This window comes from Bacillus sp. 2175 (assembly GCF_057812155.1).
On record NZ_CM173819.1, the window covers coordinates 3,703,493 to 3,719,194 of the forward strand.

The 15,702-nt window shown below is 35.7% G+C and carries 19 protein-coding genes; 4 read left to right on the forward strand and 15 right to left on the reverse strand.

All coding sequences use genetic code 11. The features are described 5' to 3' along the window. Positions 1 to 172: 172 nt before the first annotated feature. Positions 173 to 1,354 carry a nucleotidyltransferase gene (locus ACXKY9_RS19030; RefSeq protein WP_002101277.1) on the forward strand — a complete coding sequence of 394 codons (1,182 nt, stop codon included), beginning with the start codon at positions 173 to 175 and terminating at the stop codon, positions 1,352 to 1,354. A gap of 10 nt (positions 1,355 to 1,364) precedes the next feature. On the opposite strand, the gene ACXKY9_RS19035 is transcribed toward ACXKY9_RS19030, so the two are convergent. Both ACXKY9_RS19035 and ACXKY9_RS19040 read right to left on the reverse strand, forming a co-directional pair. Then, positions 1,365 to 2,402: a SepM family pheromone-processing serine protease gene (locus ACXKY9_RS19035; RefSeq protein WP_000476280.1), complete on the reverse strand. Its 1,038-nt coding sequence runs from the start codon at positions 2,400 to 2,402 to the stop codon at positions 1,365 to 1,367. Then, positions 2,395 to 3,186: a patatin-like phospholipase family protein gene (locus ACXKY9_RS19040; RefSeq protein ID WP_000662587.1), complete on the reverse strand. Its 792-nt coding sequence runs from the start codon at positions 3,184 to 3,186 to the stop codon at positions 2,395 to 2,397. Before ACXKY9_RS19040 ends, ACXKY9_RS19035 begins: the two co-directional genes overlap by 8 nt. 113 nt (positions 3,187 to 3,299) lie before the next feature. On the opposite strand from ACXKY9_RS19040, the gene ylbJ reads away from it, so the two are divergent. Further along, entirely contained in the window at positions 3,300 to 4,529 is a 1,230-nt protein-coding gene (gene ylbJ / locus ACXKY9_RS19045; RefSeq protein ID WP_000273083.1) for a sporulation integral membrane protein YlbJ, read from the forward strand. Here the strand turns inward: ylbJ and coaD are convergent. Then, positions 4,521 to 5,012 carry a pantetheine-phosphate adenylyltransferase gene (gene coaD / locus ACXKY9_RS19050; RefSeq protein ID WP_000200601.1) on the reverse strand — a complete coding sequence of 164 codons (492 nt, stop codon included), beginning with the start codon at positions 5,010 to 5,012 and terminating at the stop codon, positions 4,521 to 4,523. The genes ylbJ and coaD overlap by 9 nt on opposite strands. Beyond that, positions 5,009 to 5,575, reverse strand: a complete 567-nt coding sequence (gene rsmD / locus ACXKY9_RS19055; protein WP_001266979.1) for a 16S rRNA (guanine(966)-N(2))-methyltransferase RsmD — start codon at positions 5,573 to 5,575, stop codon at positions 5,009 to 5,011. Before rsmD ends, coaD begins: the two co-directional genes overlap by 4 nt. A gap of 498 nt (positions 5,576 to 6,073) precedes the next feature. On the opposite strand from rsmD, the gene ACXKY9_RS19060 reads away from it, so the two are divergent. Continuing rightward, positions 6,074 to 6,463, forward strand: a complete 390-nt coding sequence (locus ACXKY9_RS19060; RefSeq protein WP_000616017.1) for a DUF7147 family protein — start codon at positions 6,074 to 6,076, stop codon at positions 6,461 to 6,463. A 54-nt stretch (positions 6,464 to 6,517) separates the two neighbouring features. On the opposite strand, the gene ACXKY9_RS19065 is transcribed toward ACXKY9_RS19060, so the two are convergent. The 6 genes from ACXKY9_RS19065 to ACXKY9_RS19090 form a co-directional block, all read right to left on the reverse strand. Beyond that, entirely contained in the window at positions 6,518 to 6,784 is a 267-nt protein-coding gene (locus tag ACXKY9_RS19065; protein ID WP_002082261.1) for a YlbG family protein, read from the reverse strand. A 126-nt stretch (positions 6,785 to 6,910) separates the two neighbouring features. Next, complete coding sequence (locus ACXKY9_RS19070; RefSeq protein WP_000634366.1) at positions 6,911 to 7,363, reverse strand: YlbF/YmcA family competence regulator; 453 nt, start codon at positions 7,361 to 7,363, stop codon at positions 6,911 to 6,913. Between the two features lie 114 nt (positions 7,364 to 7,477). Next, positions 7,478 to 8,050, reverse strand: a complete 573-nt coding sequence (locus ACXKY9_RS19075) for a histidine phosphatase family protein (RefSeq protein WP_000134947.1) — start codon at positions 8,048 to 8,050, stop codon at positions 7,478 to 7,480. Positions 8,051 to 8,126: 76 nt separating this feature from the next. Beyond that, positions 8,127 to 8,372 carry a YlbE-like family protein gene (locus ACXKY9_RS19080; RefSeq protein WP_001200990.1) on the reverse strand — a complete coding sequence of 82 codons (246 nt, stop codon included), beginning with the start codon at positions 8,370 to 8,372 and terminating at the stop codon, positions 8,127 to 8,129. A gap of 11 nt (positions 8,373 to 8,383) precedes the next feature. Beyond that, positions 8,384 to 8,821, reverse strand: a complete 438-nt coding sequence (locus tag ACXKY9_RS19085; protein ID WP_001143346.1) for a YlbD family protein — start codon at positions 8,819 to 8,821, stop codon at positions 8,384 to 8,386. Positions 8,822 to 9,007: 186 nt separating this feature from the next. Further along, complete coding sequence (locus ACXKY9_RS19090; RefSeq protein WP_000735378.1) at positions 9,008 to 10,042, reverse strand: CAP domain-containing protein; 1,035 nt, start codon at positions 10,040 to 10,042, stop codon at positions 9,008 to 9,010. Positions 10,043 to 10,246: 204 nt separating this feature from the next. On the opposite strand from ACXKY9_RS19090, the gene ACXKY9_RS19095 reads away from it, so the two are divergent. Continuing rightward, entirely contained in the window at positions 10,247 to 10,612 is a 366-nt protein-coding gene (locus ACXKY9_RS19095) for a YugN family protein (RefSeq protein ID WP_001160947.1), read from the forward strand. Between the two features lie 46 nt (positions 10,613 to 10,658). Here ACXKY9_RS19095 and ACXKY9_RS19100 read toward each other — a convergent pair whose 3' ends face one another. The 5 genes from ACXKY9_RS19100 to ctaD all read right to left on the reverse strand — a co-directional run bounded on the left by ACXKY9_RS19100 (position 10,659) and on the right by ctaD (position 15,665). Continuing rightward, the gene (locus tag ACXKY9_RS19100) at positions 10,659 to 11,657 is read right to left on the reverse strand and encodes a formamidase (protein ID WP_000535802.1); all 999 of its coding nucleotides are present in this window, start codon (positions 11,655 to 11,657) and stop codon (positions 10,659 to 10,661) included. A 227-nt stretch (positions 11,658 to 11,884) separates the two neighbouring features. After that, a complete protein-coding gene (gene ctaG, locus ACXKY9_RS19105) occupies positions 11,885 to 12,790 on the reverse strand; it encodes a cytochrome c oxidase assembly factor CtaG (RefSeq protein ID WP_000069022.1) in 906 nt (301 codons plus the stop codon). 80 nt (positions 12,791 to 12,870) lie between these two features. Then, positions 12,871 to 13,203, reverse strand: a complete 333-nt coding sequence (gene ctaF / locus ACXKY9_RS19110; protein ID WP_000985706.1) for a cytochrome c oxidase subunit IVB — start codon at positions 13,201 to 13,203, stop codon at positions 12,871 to 12,873. Positions 13,204 to 13,206: 3 nt separating this feature from the next. Further along, positions 13,207 to 13,830, reverse strand: a complete 624-nt coding sequence (ctaE, locus tag ACXKY9_RS19115) for a cytochrome c oxidase subunit III (RefSeq protein WP_000557861.1) — start codon at positions 13,828 to 13,830, stop codon at positions 13,207 to 13,209. Continuing rightward, positions 13,830 to 15,665, reverse strand: coding sequence for a cytochrome c oxidase subunit I (ctaD, locus tag ACXKY9_RS19120; protein ID WP_153578907.1), 1,836 nt, complete (start codon positions 15,663 to 15,665; stop codon positions 13,830 to 13,832). The genes ctaE and ctaD overlap by 1 nt, the downstream gene beginning before the upstream one ends. Positions 15,666 to 15,702: the final 37 nt, after the last annotated feature.

Sequence of the window (15,702 nt, forward strand, 5' to 3'; positions counted from 1 at the left end):
ATTTTATATTTGTCAATGTTTTTTCTTTACACTATAATGAAGTCATCATAGTAAATAATATATAGAGTATCACGTTTTTCAAAAAGATGCTACATCGAAAGGAGAGATTACCATAAAAGCTGGTGGTATAGTTGTTGAATATAACCCTTTTCATAACGGTCATCTTTATCATGTGCAACAGACAAAAAAGTTAACACAATCCGATATAATAATTGCCGTTATGAGTGGTCCTTTTTTACAGCGTGGTGAGCCCGCACTCATTTCCAAATGGTATCGCACTAAAATGGCCTTAGCAAACGGCGTAGACCTTGTTGTAGAGCTTCCATACGTCTTTGCAACACAAAAGGCTGAAACCTTCGCAAATGGTGCTATTTCCATTTTAAATGCCCTACGTGTTTCTGAAATTTGTTTCGGTAGTGAGGATGGACAAATCGAAAATTTTTATAATACCATCTCCGTACAAAAAAACGAAGAAGAGACTTTTAACTACCTTGTAAAACAATTCATGGACGCTGGTAATAGTTATGCAAAAGCAACATCGGATGCTTTCTCACACATTTTAACATCTGAAAAAAACATAGATATGTCACAACCAAATAATATTTTAGGCTTCCAATATATGAAAGCAATTCTGTCACAAAATAGCTCTATACAAGCTCAAACTATAAAAAGATTTGCCTCTCATTATCATGATGAAACATTTAATGACCAACATATTGCAAGCGCGACAAGCATCCGAAAACAACTCTTTAGCGAAGAAGGATCATTTACAACAATTGAACCTTTTCTCCCACAGGCAACCACTTCGCTTTTAGCAAATTACAAACAAAATTACGGGATATTACATAATTGGGAACAATACTTTTCATTTTTTAAATATAGACTCATGACGATGTCTCCAGGGGACTTACGACATATATATGAAATAGAAGAAGGTTTAGAGCATCGTATTTTATCAAAAATACAAAACAGTTCCTCCTTCTATTCATTCATGGAAGCATTAAAAACAAAACGTTATACATGGACTAGATTACAAAGAGCTTGTACACACATTTTAACAAACACAACAAAAGAGGAAATACGTAGCGCAAATATAGAACAACACGCACCATATATTCGCCTGCTAGGTATGTCACAAAAAGGACAAACTTACCTTTCAAAAAACAAGAAAAAAATCGAACTTCCAATCCTTACTCATACAAAAACATTCGACCATGCCGCTTTAGATATAGAGAAAAAAGCAAACTCTGTATATTTCTCCATCATGCACGAACCGTTACGCACACAACTATTAAAACAGGATATAACACACCATCCTGTTCGCTATGATGAAACAACTACAAAATTCCTATAAAAAAACCTCTCTATTTCAGAGAGGTTTTTTCCTTATCCATCTTTTCTAAATATGTTAACGCATCATCCAGCGTATCTACTGGTACAATTTTCATTTTTGTTTTAATATCCTTTGCAGTCTCAAGTGCATCTTTATAGTTCGATTTCTCCGCACCTTTTTCATTTGGCGCAAAGAACACTTCAGCCCCGGCATCGCTAGCAGCCACCACTTTTTGATTTATACCACCAATTGGGCCCACTTCTCCTTTTTCATTAATTGTACCTGTTCCAGCTATTTCATGTCCTTTCGTTAAGTCTTCTTCCACAAGTTGATTATATATTTCTAATGTGAACATTAAACCTGCGGATGGTCCACCAATTTCATGAGAATTAATTTTCACTTTCGGATCGACCACTAATTCTCTTTCCGTAACGATAGAAACACCTATGCCGACACGCCCATTCCCATTAGGAATCGTCTTTACATTTAAATTCTCTTTCAATTGTTTTCCATTTCTCATGTACTCAATACTTACAGCATCGTTTTCTTTTTTCCCTGTCATATATTCAATAAATTGCTCCGTCTTTTCAAATGTTTTTCCGTCAACAGCTATAATAACATCACCAAGCTTAAGCTTTCCTTCTGACGGCATTCCTTTTGCCACACCAGCAACTAATACACCTTTATTTTCAAAAGATACTGAGCGATTTGCACGTTTATATGCATTATAAATTGCTGCATTTTGCGAATCTTTCATCGCATAATTTTGGCGAAATTGATATTCTTCATCACTCTCACCTTTTTGCAATATTTCTTCCGCTTTCGAAATATGTGTATATTTATTAAACTGTGCCGCTATTAAATTCACCACATTTGCTGGTCCCATTGAAACCGTAACAAGCATAAAATCACCAGATTCTTTCGTTCCACCCTCAACTTGAACATAAGGCTCTAATTTGGCAGCCATTCCTGGTTTTGTTATATAATACGGTAAACGTACGTAAACAAGTAACATCGCCAATATAACCCCTATTAAGATTGCATATATAAACCGAAAACGCTTAAACATTATGTTTCTCCTTCCACTGCTCAATTAATAAATAAATATTTGAAACATGTTTTTCTGCTTCTACTTCTCCAACTCGAATAATGTCTTCAATGTTTGTAAAAGCACGTGAACTAAATTGCTCTACAGCTGGTCGCATCATTAAATCCGATGCAATTTGCCGATTCATTACAAGCTCATGCTGCATAATTTCAATACTTTGTATGATTACGTCATAAATGGACGTAACATCGCCATTCACCTTAATTGGAGATACATCAACAGCGATAACAATATCGGCCCCTAACTCTTTCACAACCGATACTGGGATGCGATCAATGACTCCACCATCCACTAATAATCTTCCATCTATTTTTTCTGGTACAAACACTCCAGGAACAGATATGCTAGCCCTCACCGCATCTGCAACTGGCCCACTTGTAAAAACCACTTTTTCCCCCTTCAATATGTCAGTAGCCACAACAGCCGTCGGGATATCTAACTCTTCTAAATTTTTATTATATGTAAACATTTTAATCATATCTTTGACACGTTTTCCAGCAATAAATCCCATTTTCGGTACCGTGAAATCTAAATAATACTTCCGCTTAAAAACAGATGCCAATTTATACAATCTTTCAACGTTACTACTTGCCGCATAAAACGTACCTATTAGCGCCCCCATACTACTTCCTGCAATCATGTGAATAGGGATACCCGCTTCCCTTAAAACCTTTATTACACCAATATGAGCAAACCCTTTCGCTCCTCCAGACCCAAGCGCTAAACCAATCTTTGGTTCTTTCATTTTTCTCACCCTTTAATTTTTTTCATTCCTTTTTCATACTTATGGTCTAAATTCACTACGTATCCACGTATACTGAAATGAACGTTTTTTGGGACAAAGGGGGATTTACTTACATGTATGAAAAATGGAAAACCGCTTTCCTTACCATATCAACGCTATTTTTAACCTTTTCTCTTGTACTCCACCCCCAAGCCGCTTTGCAAGCTTCTATTCGCGGGTTAAATATATGGTGGGAAGTTGTATTCCCTTCACTACTACCGTTTTTCATCATTGCGGAACTTCTAATTAGTATCGGTGTTGTAAAATTTATTGGCGTTATATTAGAACCACTCATGCGCCCACTTTTTCGCGTTCCAGGGATAGGCGGATTTGTTTGGGCGATGGGAATGGCTTCTGGTTTCCCTGCAGGCGCCAAATTAAGCGCTAGACTACGAAAAAGCAATCTTTTAACTCAGATTGAAGCGGAGCGCCTCGTTTCTTTCACAAATTCTTCCAATCCACTTTTTATTTTCGGTGCTGTGTCTATCGGCTTTTTTAATAATCCGAAATTAGGAATTATATTAGCCGCTGCCCATTATTTCAGTAACTTTGCTGTCGGATTAATTATGCGTTTTTACGGCGATAATACCGCTTACAAAAATAATACACACACTACAAAAAAACGTCGCTTTCAAAACCCTTTTTTAATTCTTCACGAGACACGCTTACAAGAAAAAAGACCAATTGGTAAATTACTTGGGGATGCCATTGTTTCTTCTATTCAAACATTACTTATGATTGGCGGATTTATTATTTTATTCTCTGTGTTAAATAAAATGATTACTGTATTCCACATTACAGCAGCTCTTTCTTTTATTATGCAACATATTTTATCATTCTTCCAACTAAGTACAGATTTTAGTATACCTATATTATCAGGTATTTTCGAAATGACACTCGGAAGCCAAATGATTAGTCAAATAAATGAAACACCGCTCTTACAACAAGCTATGGTAACAAGCTTCATTTTAGCATTTAGCGGCCTTTCTATTCAGGCACAAGTTGCTAGTATATTAGCTGAAACAGATATCCGATTTAAACCCTATTTTTTCGCACGAATTATTCAAAGTATTCTTGCCCCTATTTTTACATTTGTATTTTGGACACCATTTTATGAGAAAGTGAGTTCTTTCTCACCTATGCCAAAAGATATTCCTGTATTTTTATCCGAGCATCCTTCTATACTACATGAAATTTGGACATCTTTTATACATTATGGACCAATTTTTACATTATTTTGTCTATACTTATATGTTATTTTATTATTTTTGCGCACGTATAAAGAAAAACCCCGTTCACTTTAACGGGGTTTGAAACTTTTCTTTTAAAGCACGCTCTACAATAGGAGGTACAAGATCCACTACACTTCCTCCATACCTCGCAACTTCTTTTACAATACTCGAGCTTAAAAATGAATATTGGTTGTTTGTCATAATAAAAAATGTTTCAATATTTTCATCTAATTTTCGATTCATAGAAGTAATTTGCATCTCATATTCAAAATCAGAAACTGCTCGTAAACCACGTAATATTGCATTTGCATTACGCATTTTTGCATACTCTACTAATAGCCCACTATGCGAATCTACCTTTACATTCGGGATATCCTTTGTCGCTTCTCGAATTAGTTCTAATCGCTCTTCAACTGAAAAGAATGGTTTTTTTGATGAATTGTTTAAAACGACTACGTACACCTCATCAAATACTTTTGCTCCCCTTTTAATAATATCCAGATGCCCAAGGGTAATTGGATCAAAACTTCCTGAAGAAATCGCTATACTTGTCATTCTGTCCCCTCACCTTCATACTTATAAATCGATATTGCAGTAATCCCATAATTCTCAGCTCGTACTTTTACAAGCCTTCCTATTGAATTAGGTAAAACTACATCATTACCATGCTCTGCCATAATTAATCCATCACTATGTAGCAATCCATGTTGATCCATTACACTAATTAAAGATACAATTTTTTGCTCTTTATATGGAGGATCTATTAATATAAGATCGAATGACATTTCACGTTTTATTAACGCCTTTACTGCACGTTCAGCATCATTTCGATATACTTCAGCTTGTTCCTGTACTCTACAACTTTCTAAATTTTGATGAATTACTTTTATCGCTTTACTATCCCGATCAACAAAAATTGCTTTATCGATCCCTCTGCTCAAAGCCTCAATTCCAAGACCACCACTACCACCAAATAAATCAAGGGCGATACCACCATCAAAATAAGGACCTATCATATTAAAAATAGATTCTTTTACTTTATCTGTCGTTGGACGTGTTGTATTACCAGGAACCGCTTTAAGTGGGTGTCCTTTACATTTTCCTGAAACTACTCTCATCTGTTGTCACTACCTTTATTTCAATCTATCGAGCGATTATAGAAAGCCATTCCCACTTCGGTAACCGTTAACAAACCACATTCACCTAACTATAGAAAAACTCGGCCTCAAATAACCTCTCGTTATTTTTATGTATTCATCTCATCATTCACTAATATGAACCCAATATGTATATTAGTTCCACTTTATCTTTTTTATCCTATCACAAAATAAAAAAAAGAAAAATAAAAAGCCCAACATAAAATTTAATTTCATTATGTATATCTTCATTTAGATTGGACATAAATAATTATAACAACATCACCTTCGATGTTGTTGCCAACCGCGGAGAAGACTTACGTTTCCCCATAAGTTCTTCCTCCGGTTTCTCCTCTCCCTTTGCCTTCTTACTAGTACATGCTAGTATAAGAAGGGCCCTGCTATGCAGGGTTTTTTTTCTTTGTGTGCTTTTCATTTAAAAAGTGAAATGGTACAGTAAAAGAAAGAGGAGGAAAAGATATGATTCAACGCTTTATAGAACTTGGAGAAGGCTACTCTGATTTATATGAATTACTTGAAATTGCCAAAACAAATCAAGAACGTATAGCACATATGTTACAATTTGAAACGATAAAAAACGATAAAAAAGTGTGTTCGCTTGTTGTAATATTAAAACCAACTACTACTGGTGATTTCCAACCATTATACATATGTCGTGAAGGCATTCCTGTATTTGAAAATAAAAAAAGTAAACGTGTCATTTTATTTGAAGAAACGGCAGAACAACTCGGGAAAAAAGTGGCTACCTTTACTGTAAAACCATCTACAACTTTCCCAGAAAAAGAACTATTTTTTAATCATTTAATTGGTATTTTACGAATGAACAATTTCATTCCTCCGATGAAATAACACGTTATTTCAAGTGAAAAATCCCCCGCTAAATTTAGCAGGGGATTTTTTCTATTAGCTATAATCGTATTCTTTTGCTCGATCAGGACGGGAATTTTCAAATTCCGTTTTTAAATACGGGCGATACGACTGTTCTATCTTTTTCACAAAAGGAAGTTTGTTCAACTTATGCATCATATGCTCAATTTGTTCCATATCACAATATACTACAGCATATTTTAATCGTTTTGATATGTAATGTATGTTACCATATTTCCTTAAAATCTTGGCATGTTTCAATGAATGTAAATAAACAATCATACTTTGTCGTTGCCCGAACATAATCTTCTCCATCTTCTCCTTTTAAAAACATATATTTTATATTCTATGAAAACCAATCAGAAATTTATAACATTACAGGACAAACTCTGTATACGTTTTCTTCCAACTTCTAAAAAACGGGGTACATCACCCCGTTTTTTTACAACCACAACCTCCGCCAGTACCACAACCTCCACCACAGCCACCAGCATCAAAGAATGGATTTCCTGTTGGCACTTTAATGGAAGAAGACACTTCCGAACCGATTGCTACACTAACTTCATCTAATAACTTCTGCAAAGCAGTTTCTGCTCTTTTAAAAGCTGCAACCTTATCATGTAAGTCCACAGAACGCTTTAATTCTCTCATTTTCATCGACACGGTAGTATAGTCAGGATGGTATTTTCCAAAACGCTGTACTTCCTCATACCGTTCTTTCATCGCTGTAAATTGCTGAATTAGCGTCTGAAGTTCCATATCTTCATGTAATTCTCTATAATACTTACGATAATCTTCTGCTATATCTGAACAGATAATCGCTTTTGCAAGCTGCTCTGCCTTATCTAATATTAATACGCTTTCTAGCGTCGCTACAATCATGAGAGACACCTCCGAGTATCCATCATACCACATTTAGATTAGAACTACTAATTGAAGTGACTTACTCAAAAGAAAGATATAACGTAACTATTTTTACACTATATCCGTACACACTTATACATTAATATGTTCCGCTATATTATATTTAAGAACATCCCATTTTCCACTATTTTGTTTCACATAACTAATACACGCATTTTTTAATGGTGTCTTAAATGTAATTTCATCTGGTTCAATGGCATGTAAAATCGCTTTTATCGCGTGTGAGTGAGCAACAATAATAATACGTTTGCCAAAATGAGTTGTCGCAACATCTTCTAAAGCAGCAAAGCAACGAGCTACAATCTCTTCATCTCGCTCCATACCTTCTACTTTACCCTCAGCAATCAACTCTCTAACAGCCGCAACCGGCTTCCCTGAAGCTTCTCCAAAATTCCGTTCAACAAATCGCTCATCTAATAAAATCGATTGTAATCCAACTGCCGTTGCGATTTCATTAGCCGTTTCTTGCGCTCTAATTAACGGGCTACTTATAATGATATCCCACGTTTCTTCTTGTAAAGCAGCTGCACTTTGACTCGCTTGCTTCTTACCAACTTCATTAAGCGGAATATCTTCTCGCCCCTGAATAATTTCTTGAAAATTCCAATCAGTTTGTCCATGTCGTACTAAACAAATTTCCGTCATGCTGCAACTCCTTTTTAAATAATCAACTTCTATTGTAACAAAAGTTCTGCATGACGGACATATTTTTCACTTCCAATTAGGTTGCGTTTTGTTGCTTCATATACTGAAACATATCAATCATGATCGAAGCAACGGCCAATTGATTTTGAAACTTTTCCACTTTATCTGGTATCGTTTTTTTGAAATGTTGCATCGCCGCTAACTCAAAAGCCTCTTTTTCTTCAGGATTTCGTGTTAATTTTCTATACCAGTACGGTTGCTCTCTAATATAACGAGATAAATCCTCATCAGCCTTTATAAACTCCATAATTTCTGCTCTCATCATCTTTCCCCCTAATCCTTTTGAAAGAAAAACGGGTTATTTTCTGAAGTACTTTGCTCTTGCTGCGTACGGTTACCTTGAAATTGCTGAATAACTTGTTGCACGCTCCCAATTGCACTCGTCACATTGGCTAAATGGTTCTGCATTTGTTCCACGTCCAACTTTTTAAAAAAAGAAAGCATTTGCCCCATCACATCAGCAGTTTTTTCCTCTTCAGTTCGATTATCTTTTTCTTTTTTATTTTCTTTTACCGAAGAAAACGCAGGCGCTCCATCCGGTCTATAAGTTGCCCATATTGGATCTTCTTCACCAAGTAAGTACCATTCTTCATAAAATTGTTGCCATGTTTTGTGACCACTTCTAACCTCATGAACCATTTTAGGGTGATGGTTTACAAATTCTTTAAACTGTTGAACCGATGGATGTAACGGTCCTTTTGTTGTTGGCATAATCCTCACCTCTCCATGTATATCTACTATATAGTAAGAAAAAAAAGGCGCATGGTTCGCCTATTTTTAGACGATTCATGCACCTTTTTTTCTGCTATTTGCATACGGTCAGATTCCCACCTACAATTCAGTGAATACGAAGTAACTAATTAGGTGATGTAACACCCCACCGCTTACAGTTTCGCTTTATTTTCGAATAAAGTTTTGTGTATAAAATTTATCGTATACACCAACACCTAATCCTGTAAATTGTTCATTTAATAAATTCTTTCTATGCCCCTCACTATTTAACCAACCTTGCACTGCCGCAATTCCATCACTATGTTGCGCCGCTATGTTCTCACCAGCAAGTTGAAATCCTACTTTCCCGCGCTGCAAACGATCTCCTAGTGTACCTAATGTAGGTGAGTCATGAGAAAAATAATTATTGTCTTTCATATCTTTACTGTGACCAACAGCAACATCTGCTGTTTCCTGATCCCATGTTAATAATGGTAATTTATGACGACTTCGAATGATATTTGTTAAATCAAAAATTTGTTGCATATTCCCATTTTCTACTTGTTTTATTTTTTCTGGAGTCAATGGTTGTTCTGCTATTAATTCACCTGAATAAACGAGCTGATACGGTCTTTGGCGTAATAAAGTTTCATCATCCATATAACGAACACCAACAAGCTCATGTGTAAATTGATCAAAATACAATTGCGCCCATCCATCTTCTACAGGTATTAACGGTTGTTCCATGACTTCGGTATCAGATAGCTCAAATTGATAACTATTTTTCCCTCTTTTTAATGAAATTTCATGCGAAAGCGGACTTTTTTTATATACTTCTTCATATTTTTCATTTATATAATAAGGTGGAACCTTAACTTGTTCACCAGCTGCGTATGCCGTTACAACTTTACGTTCAGAAACTCCAAATTGAACATACTGAGTTAAATCCTGGTTGTATACCCACCATTCATATCCGTATGCAGATGGCTCTATTCGAGAGGGTTCTCCCCACTTCGCTAATAGGTTTTCAGAGTCTTCACCAATCATATTTAAAACAGTGTCTGAGGAGTCTTCCTTAATTTGCTTTTTCTTTTTCACAATTTTATTTTCTTGCTTTGATTGAGATGGGGTTAATATATATTGTGAAACGAGTAATTTCCCGTATAAATCAACAGCTAAAATTAAAAATGTAATCATTACGATACGCAATAATTTCTTCAAACGATATACCTCCTGAACAAAACATAAAATTGAGATATACACAAATCCTTTTCTTTCTTTTTGTGTGTACCGTACTCTTTTCACTATATCATATTTTTGTGAAAAAAGTCTGGATTATCCCTTTTCTCTCAATATGAATTGCACTTTCTTATTATTCATACTATTATAAAAATAATGGTGTAACATTAAAAAAGGAGGTATTATATGCAATTTACAAATACGAAATTTAATGGAGCCGTCGTTGAATTAACTCTTTTAACTGAAATCATGGAAAACAACCACTTCGTACTTGCCGGACAGTGGGATTATGAACGAGTTACATACGATTATAAATTTGAAATATTAAAGGATGTTTATTATTTACGAGTGCAAGGAGTTGCTGTTGAAGGTGACATTGGCAGTAGACACGCTGAAGTAAAACTACTCCCCCCCTTATTAGGAAAACATTATTATCCTCACGGCGTTGAATATGGTGATGATGAGACTTTCCCAACGAATGTACTTCAAAAAAGCGAACAACTCCTACAAAATGTCGAAAAAGAGTTAAAAGAATTTCAAATTATTGATTAACAAAAACAAGCGCATCAATATGATGCGCTTGTTTTATTTCCCTTCCCTAAGAATGAATCGTTTTTTTTACTGGATATCCATAAATAGATCCATCTTTTACTTTAATCTCATCTTCCCAGGGGACCTTATATTTACCTTCAGCTAAATCTTTTACAAACGTATATGGATTTTCTTTCACCCCACCAGGAGTTGCTACATATCCTCTTGAACCTAAATTATATATATTATTTTCCAATCCCCATCCTAATCTAGCCTGATCTGCTAGTTCTGGATATACTTCAGCAGTAACAATCTCCCAAGGATTTCGATGACCCTGTACTAAAGTAGTCCCATCAAAATTACATACTTGTCCTTCACCAAAGTAATAAAATACACCATCATAACCCGCTAAGTTTACCGACAATGTATACATTAAATTTTGCCATGCATTTGAACGATTCGTTAGCATCCATTGTTCACTAACTTGTGTACTATATCCAGAAATACGAATTAAGACATTTGCACCTTTATAGGCCGCTTCACGAGCTACTTCAGGGAACATGCCATCATGACAAATACAAACAGCTAATTTACTTCCTCCAGGTCCATCACAAACAGGTAAGCCTAAATCTCCAGCTTTCCAAGGCTCGACTGGCACCCAAGGATTTAGCTTACGATACTTCAAAATCATTTCACCTTGTGGATCAATAATAACTGCTGTATTATATGGCTCTCCACCATCAGGATTTTTCTCCATTATTGAAAAAACACCATATACTTTAGATTCTTTACATGCCTCAGCAAATAAGTCTGTTTCTGGCCCAGGCACTGTGCATAAAAATTCTTCTGTAGTCCATTTTTTTGTATTGAGCCCTTGTGTACTATATTCAGGAAATACTATCAATTCTAAACCAGGGTAACCTGATTTGGTCGAATGAATTGTTTTTATGATTTGTTGAATTTGTTTATCAATGTCTGCACGCGATTCTACTACTGGTACTGGATATTGAATTAGTGCTGTCAAAAAACCACTAATCGGCTTTACCATACTTCCACTACTACCCATTTAAACTCCCCCTTAAAATAGTTCGTGTTTATTAAAGATAACAATATATATTTGTAACTCTCTAAAAAACTTGCACTACATATGGAATTATTACGCATGAAAGCTAGTAGTAAATTTTATCTCCACTTTTAGTACACGCCTACACTAACTTAACATAAAAAGTTAGAAAATTCAATCTTTTTAAGGTAGCTAAAAAAGAAAAAGCGCATGGAATCCCATACACTTTTTTACTTAATCTGTAAATACGGCGGCAATTGTTGCAACTGCTCCTTATCCTTTTCACGTTCTCTACGTGCCCATCTAAAGAATACATAGCCTATAATTGTACCGTACACTATTTCCTGGACAATTTTCATTATGATACCACCAGTTTGCTGATCTTGTACGACTGGCATCCAGTGCAAAAATTCTGGTCCCGTTATATTTAAATCTGATAAAGTGCCCGCTGGTACACATAGTTCCATCGCTTTCATCCAAGCAGCCGGATCCGTATACGTTGCAAATAACGGGGCTGTCGCAAAAATGATTAACGCACATGCAGGCGTTAATAATATGCCGTTAGCAAACATATAACCAAGTTTCTTTATATCACTTAACGTTTGATATTCTGGTAATGGATTTAACATCGGCCACCACATCATGATTGCTGTAAAAAACAATATAGCGAGACAAATAGGATGAGCTATTTGACTTTGTTTTACTGTATCAAAAACAACTGGTAAATGATAAAAAGAAAACAGGCCGTTAAATACAAACAACGCAATAAGTGGTTTAGCAAATGCCTTTAATATAATTTGAACGAACTTAAAAGAAGTAATGTAACGATATAACCAAATTGGTATACCAAGCAACAGTAACGGTGGAACTGCAATATACATGACTGCCATTTCAAACATATGAGCACTAAATATAATATGGCCAATTAAATCAATAGGCCCTCCCTTTACAAAATATAAAAGAACAATACCAGTCGTAAAATAAAAAATTTGCTTCTTACTTACCTTCGTCGCATTTTCAAATCGCATTCTATATGGTCCAATAATTAAGAAGTACCCAATAAGAATCGAAAGCATAAATAATAAAAAGATTGGACTCCATAAAGCCTGAAAACCAAATATCCACAAGTTACTCATTTTCACACCTGCCTTCGTAAGGTTATCTCATAATATGAAGAGGGAGCTGTGACAACACAAGCTCCCTTATTTTTCACTTTTCAAATCCACACAATTGTCATAAAAGCTAAAATTGTAATTAACCCTATTAGCAGACCAGAGTAAAGAAAGAAACTTGCTGCTTCATGTCCTTTATGACTCATATGCATAAAATAATACAATTGAAAAATTACTTGTACCACTGCTAATAGTAAAATAAACGGTACAGAGAAAATCGGACTAAAAGTTTTTGGATACGCTACTGCTACAAATGCAACTAATGTTAAAAAAATCATTAATGCAAACGTAATAACTTGATGCCTCATTTCCTCCGCACTTTTTCTCTTCCGATAAACAAGATCAACTTTAGGATTATTCGTTTGCTTTATCGCCATTGTTTATCCCACCATTCCCATTAAATATACTACAGTGAAAATAAACACCCAAACTACGTCAATAAAGTGCCAATAAATCGATGCAACATAAAACTTCGGTGCATTGTATAAATTTAGACCTCTCTTCGCATTTCTAAAGATTAATGTTAAAATCCAACATAACCCAAACAATACGTGGAGTCCATGTGTACCAACAAGAGCATAAAACGCAGAGCCAAAGGCACTACTTCTCATAGTATGCTTAAATTCATGTGTATAATGATAAAACTCATATATCTCAAATCCTAAAAACCCTAAACCTAGCAATACTGTTACTAGTAACCAAAGCTGCATTTTCTTAAAGTTAAAGTTTTTCATGTGATACATCGCATATACACTCGTTAAGCTACTCGTTAATAAAAGCATCGTCATAATGAAAACGAGTGGCATTTGGAACATCTCTTGAGATGTTGGTCCACCATTTGTAGAATTCTTTAACGCTAAATATGTTCCGAATAAGGAAGCGAACAACACTGTTTCGCCTCCAAGAAATAGCCAAAAACCGACAAACTTATTTTTCCCTTCAAGGGTTGCTTTTTCAGGCTCTGCTGGAAATGTTTCATTCGTTAATTTTTCATCTACATGCATTATGCCTTGCCCCCCTTATCCTCTAAATCTTCTTTATGAATATGATACCCATGATCATCAATTACTGAACGTAGGAACATTGTGCCAAATGTAATGATTAAACCAATAATTGCTACTAATAACCAGAACTTATCTTTTCCGCCCTGCATATACATCGCACCAAATGCCGCTATAAACAATCCGAAAGAAATGACAAATGGTGAAAACGAAGGATTTGGCATATGAATATCACCAACTGGTTCCGCTGCTGTCATTTCTTTATTACCTTCACGTTTTTCAATCCAAAACGGATCTAATCCGCGAACAAATGGTAATTGTTTAAAGTTATATTCTGGTGTCGGTGCTGGCATTGTCCATTCTAATGTACGTGCATCCCACGGATCACGACCAGCTTTTTCTTTTGATACTGTTGTTTTAATTACATTGAATAGAAGAACAATCGTTCCAAGAGCCATAAACACCGCTCCGATGGAACTAATCATATTCCCCATTTCCAACCCTTGCCCTTCAAGATATGTGTAGTAACGGCGTGGCATACCAATCAAGCCAAGGAAATGCTGAATAAAGAAAGTTAAATGGAAGCCGATAAAGAATAGCCAAAACGTTATCTTTCCTAATGTTTCATTTAATACTTTATTAAACATCAGTGGCCAATAATAATGAGCTCCTGCAAGTAAACCAAATACAACACCGCCAACGATTACATAATGAAAATGTGCTACTACGAAATAGTTATCATGAAATTGATAATCAGCTGGTGCAGATGCTAGCATAACCCCTGTAACTCCACCCATTACGAATGATGGAATGAAAGCTACTGCCCACATCATTGGTGTCGTAAAACGAATACTTCCGCCCCACATTGTAAAGAGCCAGTTGAATATTTTGATACCAGTCGGAACCGCAATCGCCATTGTTGCAACTGAGAAAATAGCATTAGCAACTGGACCAAGTCCAACAGTAAACATATGGTGCGCCCATACCATAAATCCTAAAAATCCAATTAATACAGTCGCAAACACCATCGATGAATAACCAAACAATCGTTTTTTCGAAAATGTTGCGAAGATTTCTGAGAATATTCCGAAAGCTGGGAGTATAAGAATGTATACTTCTGGATGACCGAAAATCCAGAATAAATGCTCCCATATAATTGTATTCCCGCCCAATGCCGGATTAAAGAAACTTGTTCCAAATAAACGATCTAACATTAAAAGTCCTAATCCTACAGTTAACGGCGGAAAAGCGAATAATATAAGCGAAGATGTTACAAATGTTGTCCATGTAAACATCGGCATACGCATATACGTCATTCCTGGAGCGCGCATATTAATAATGGTTACAAGGAAGTTAATTCCTCCAATTAATGTACCAATACCTGAGATTTGCAAGCCGAGTACATAGAAATCAACACCATGACCTTTAGAGGCTAAAGCTAAAGATGCATAAGATGTCCATCCTGCATCAGGTGCTCCACCTAAAAACCAACTTAAATTTAAAAATACTCCACCAAAGAAAAATAACCAAAATCCGAGTGAATTCAAAAACGGGAACGCTACATCACGTGCACCAATTTGAAGTGGTACAGCGGCGTTCATAAATGCAAACACGAGTGGCATAGCTGCGAGGAAAATCATTGTTGTACCGTGCATCGTTAATACTTGATTATAAGCATCCCCAACAAGAAAAGCGTTGTTAGGAATCGCTAATTGAAGGCGAATAAATAGAGCTTCTATTCCGCCTATTACAAAAAACAATCCACCTGCAATTAAATAGAGAATGGCAATCTTTTTATGGTCTACTGTCGTTAAATAATCCCATATGACAGCACCCATCCCCTGTTTTTTTGCTACAGAACTCACGTTTTCAACC

Excerpts from the sequence above, each read along its gene's own strand:
- ctaD (WP_153578907.1), bottom strand. The coding sequence starts at position 15,665 with ATGGGTGCTGTCATATGGGATTATTTAACGACAGTAGACCATAAAAAG.
- ACXKY9_RS19075 (WP_000134947.1), bottom strand. The coding sequence starts at position 8,050 with ATGACGGAAATTTGTTTAGTACGACATGGACAAACTGATTGGAATTTT.
- ACXKY9_RS19095 (WP_001160947.1), top strand. The coding sequence starts at position 10,247 with ATGCAATTTACAAATACGAAATTTAATGGAGCCGTCGTTGAATTAACT.
- ctaF (WP_000985706.1), bottom strand. The coding sequence starts at position 13,203 with ATGGCGATAAAGCAAACGAATAATCCTAAAGTTGATCTTGTTTATCGG.
- ctaG (WP_000069022.1), bottom strand. The coding sequence starts at position 12,790 with ATGAGTAACTTGTGGATATTTGGTTTTCAGGCTTTATGGAGTCCAATC.
- ACXKY9_RS19040 (WP_000662587.1), bottom strand. The coding sequence starts at position 3,186 with ATGAAAGAACCAAAGATTGGTTTAGCGCTTGGGTCTGGAGGAGCGAAA.
- ACXKY9_RS19080 (WP_001200990.1), bottom strand. The coding sequence starts at position 8,372 with ATGAGAGCAGAAATTATGGAGTTTATAAAGGCTGATGAGGATTTATCT.
- ctaE (WP_000557861.1), bottom strand. The coding sequence starts at position 13,830 with ATGCATGTAGATGAAAAATTAACGAATGAAACATTTCCAGCAGAGCCT.
- ACXKY9_RS19035 (WP_000476280.1), bottom strand. The coding sequence starts at position 2,402 with ATGTTTAAGCGTTTTCGGTTTATATATGCAATCTTAATAGGGGTTATA.
- ACXKY9_RS19060 (WP_000616017.1), top strand. The coding sequence starts at position 6,074 with ATGATTCAACGCTTTATAGAACTTGGAGAAGGCTACTCTGATTTATAT.
- ACXKY9_RS19100 (WP_000535802.1), bottom strand. The coding sequence starts at position 11,657 with ATGGGTAGTAGTGGAAGTATGGTAAAGCCGATTAGTGGTTTTTTGACA.
- ACXKY9_RS19085 (WP_001143346.1), bottom strand. The coding sequence starts at position 8,821 with ATGCCAACAACAAAAGGACCGTTACATCCATCGGTTCAACAGTTTAAA.
- ACXKY9_RS19070 (WP_000634366.1), bottom strand. The coding sequence starts at position 7,363 with ATGATTGTAGCGACGCTAGAAAGCGTATTAATATTAGATAAGGCAGAG.
- ACXKY9_RS19065 (WP_002082261.1), bottom strand. The coding sequence starts at position 6,784 with ATGTTCGGGCAACGACAAAGTATGATTGTTTATTTACATTCATTGAAA.
- ylbJ (WP_000273083.1), top strand. The coding sequence starts at position 3,300 with ATGTATGAAAAATGGAAAACCGCTTTCCTTACCATATCAACGCTATTT.
- coaD (WP_000200601.1), bottom strand. The coding sequence starts at position 5,012 with ATGACAAGTATAGCGATTTCTTCAGGAAGTTTTGATCCAATTACCCTT.
- rsmD (WP_001266979.1), bottom strand. The coding sequence starts at position 5,575 with ATGAGAGTAGTTTCAGGAAAATGTAAAGGACACCCACTTAAAGCGGTT.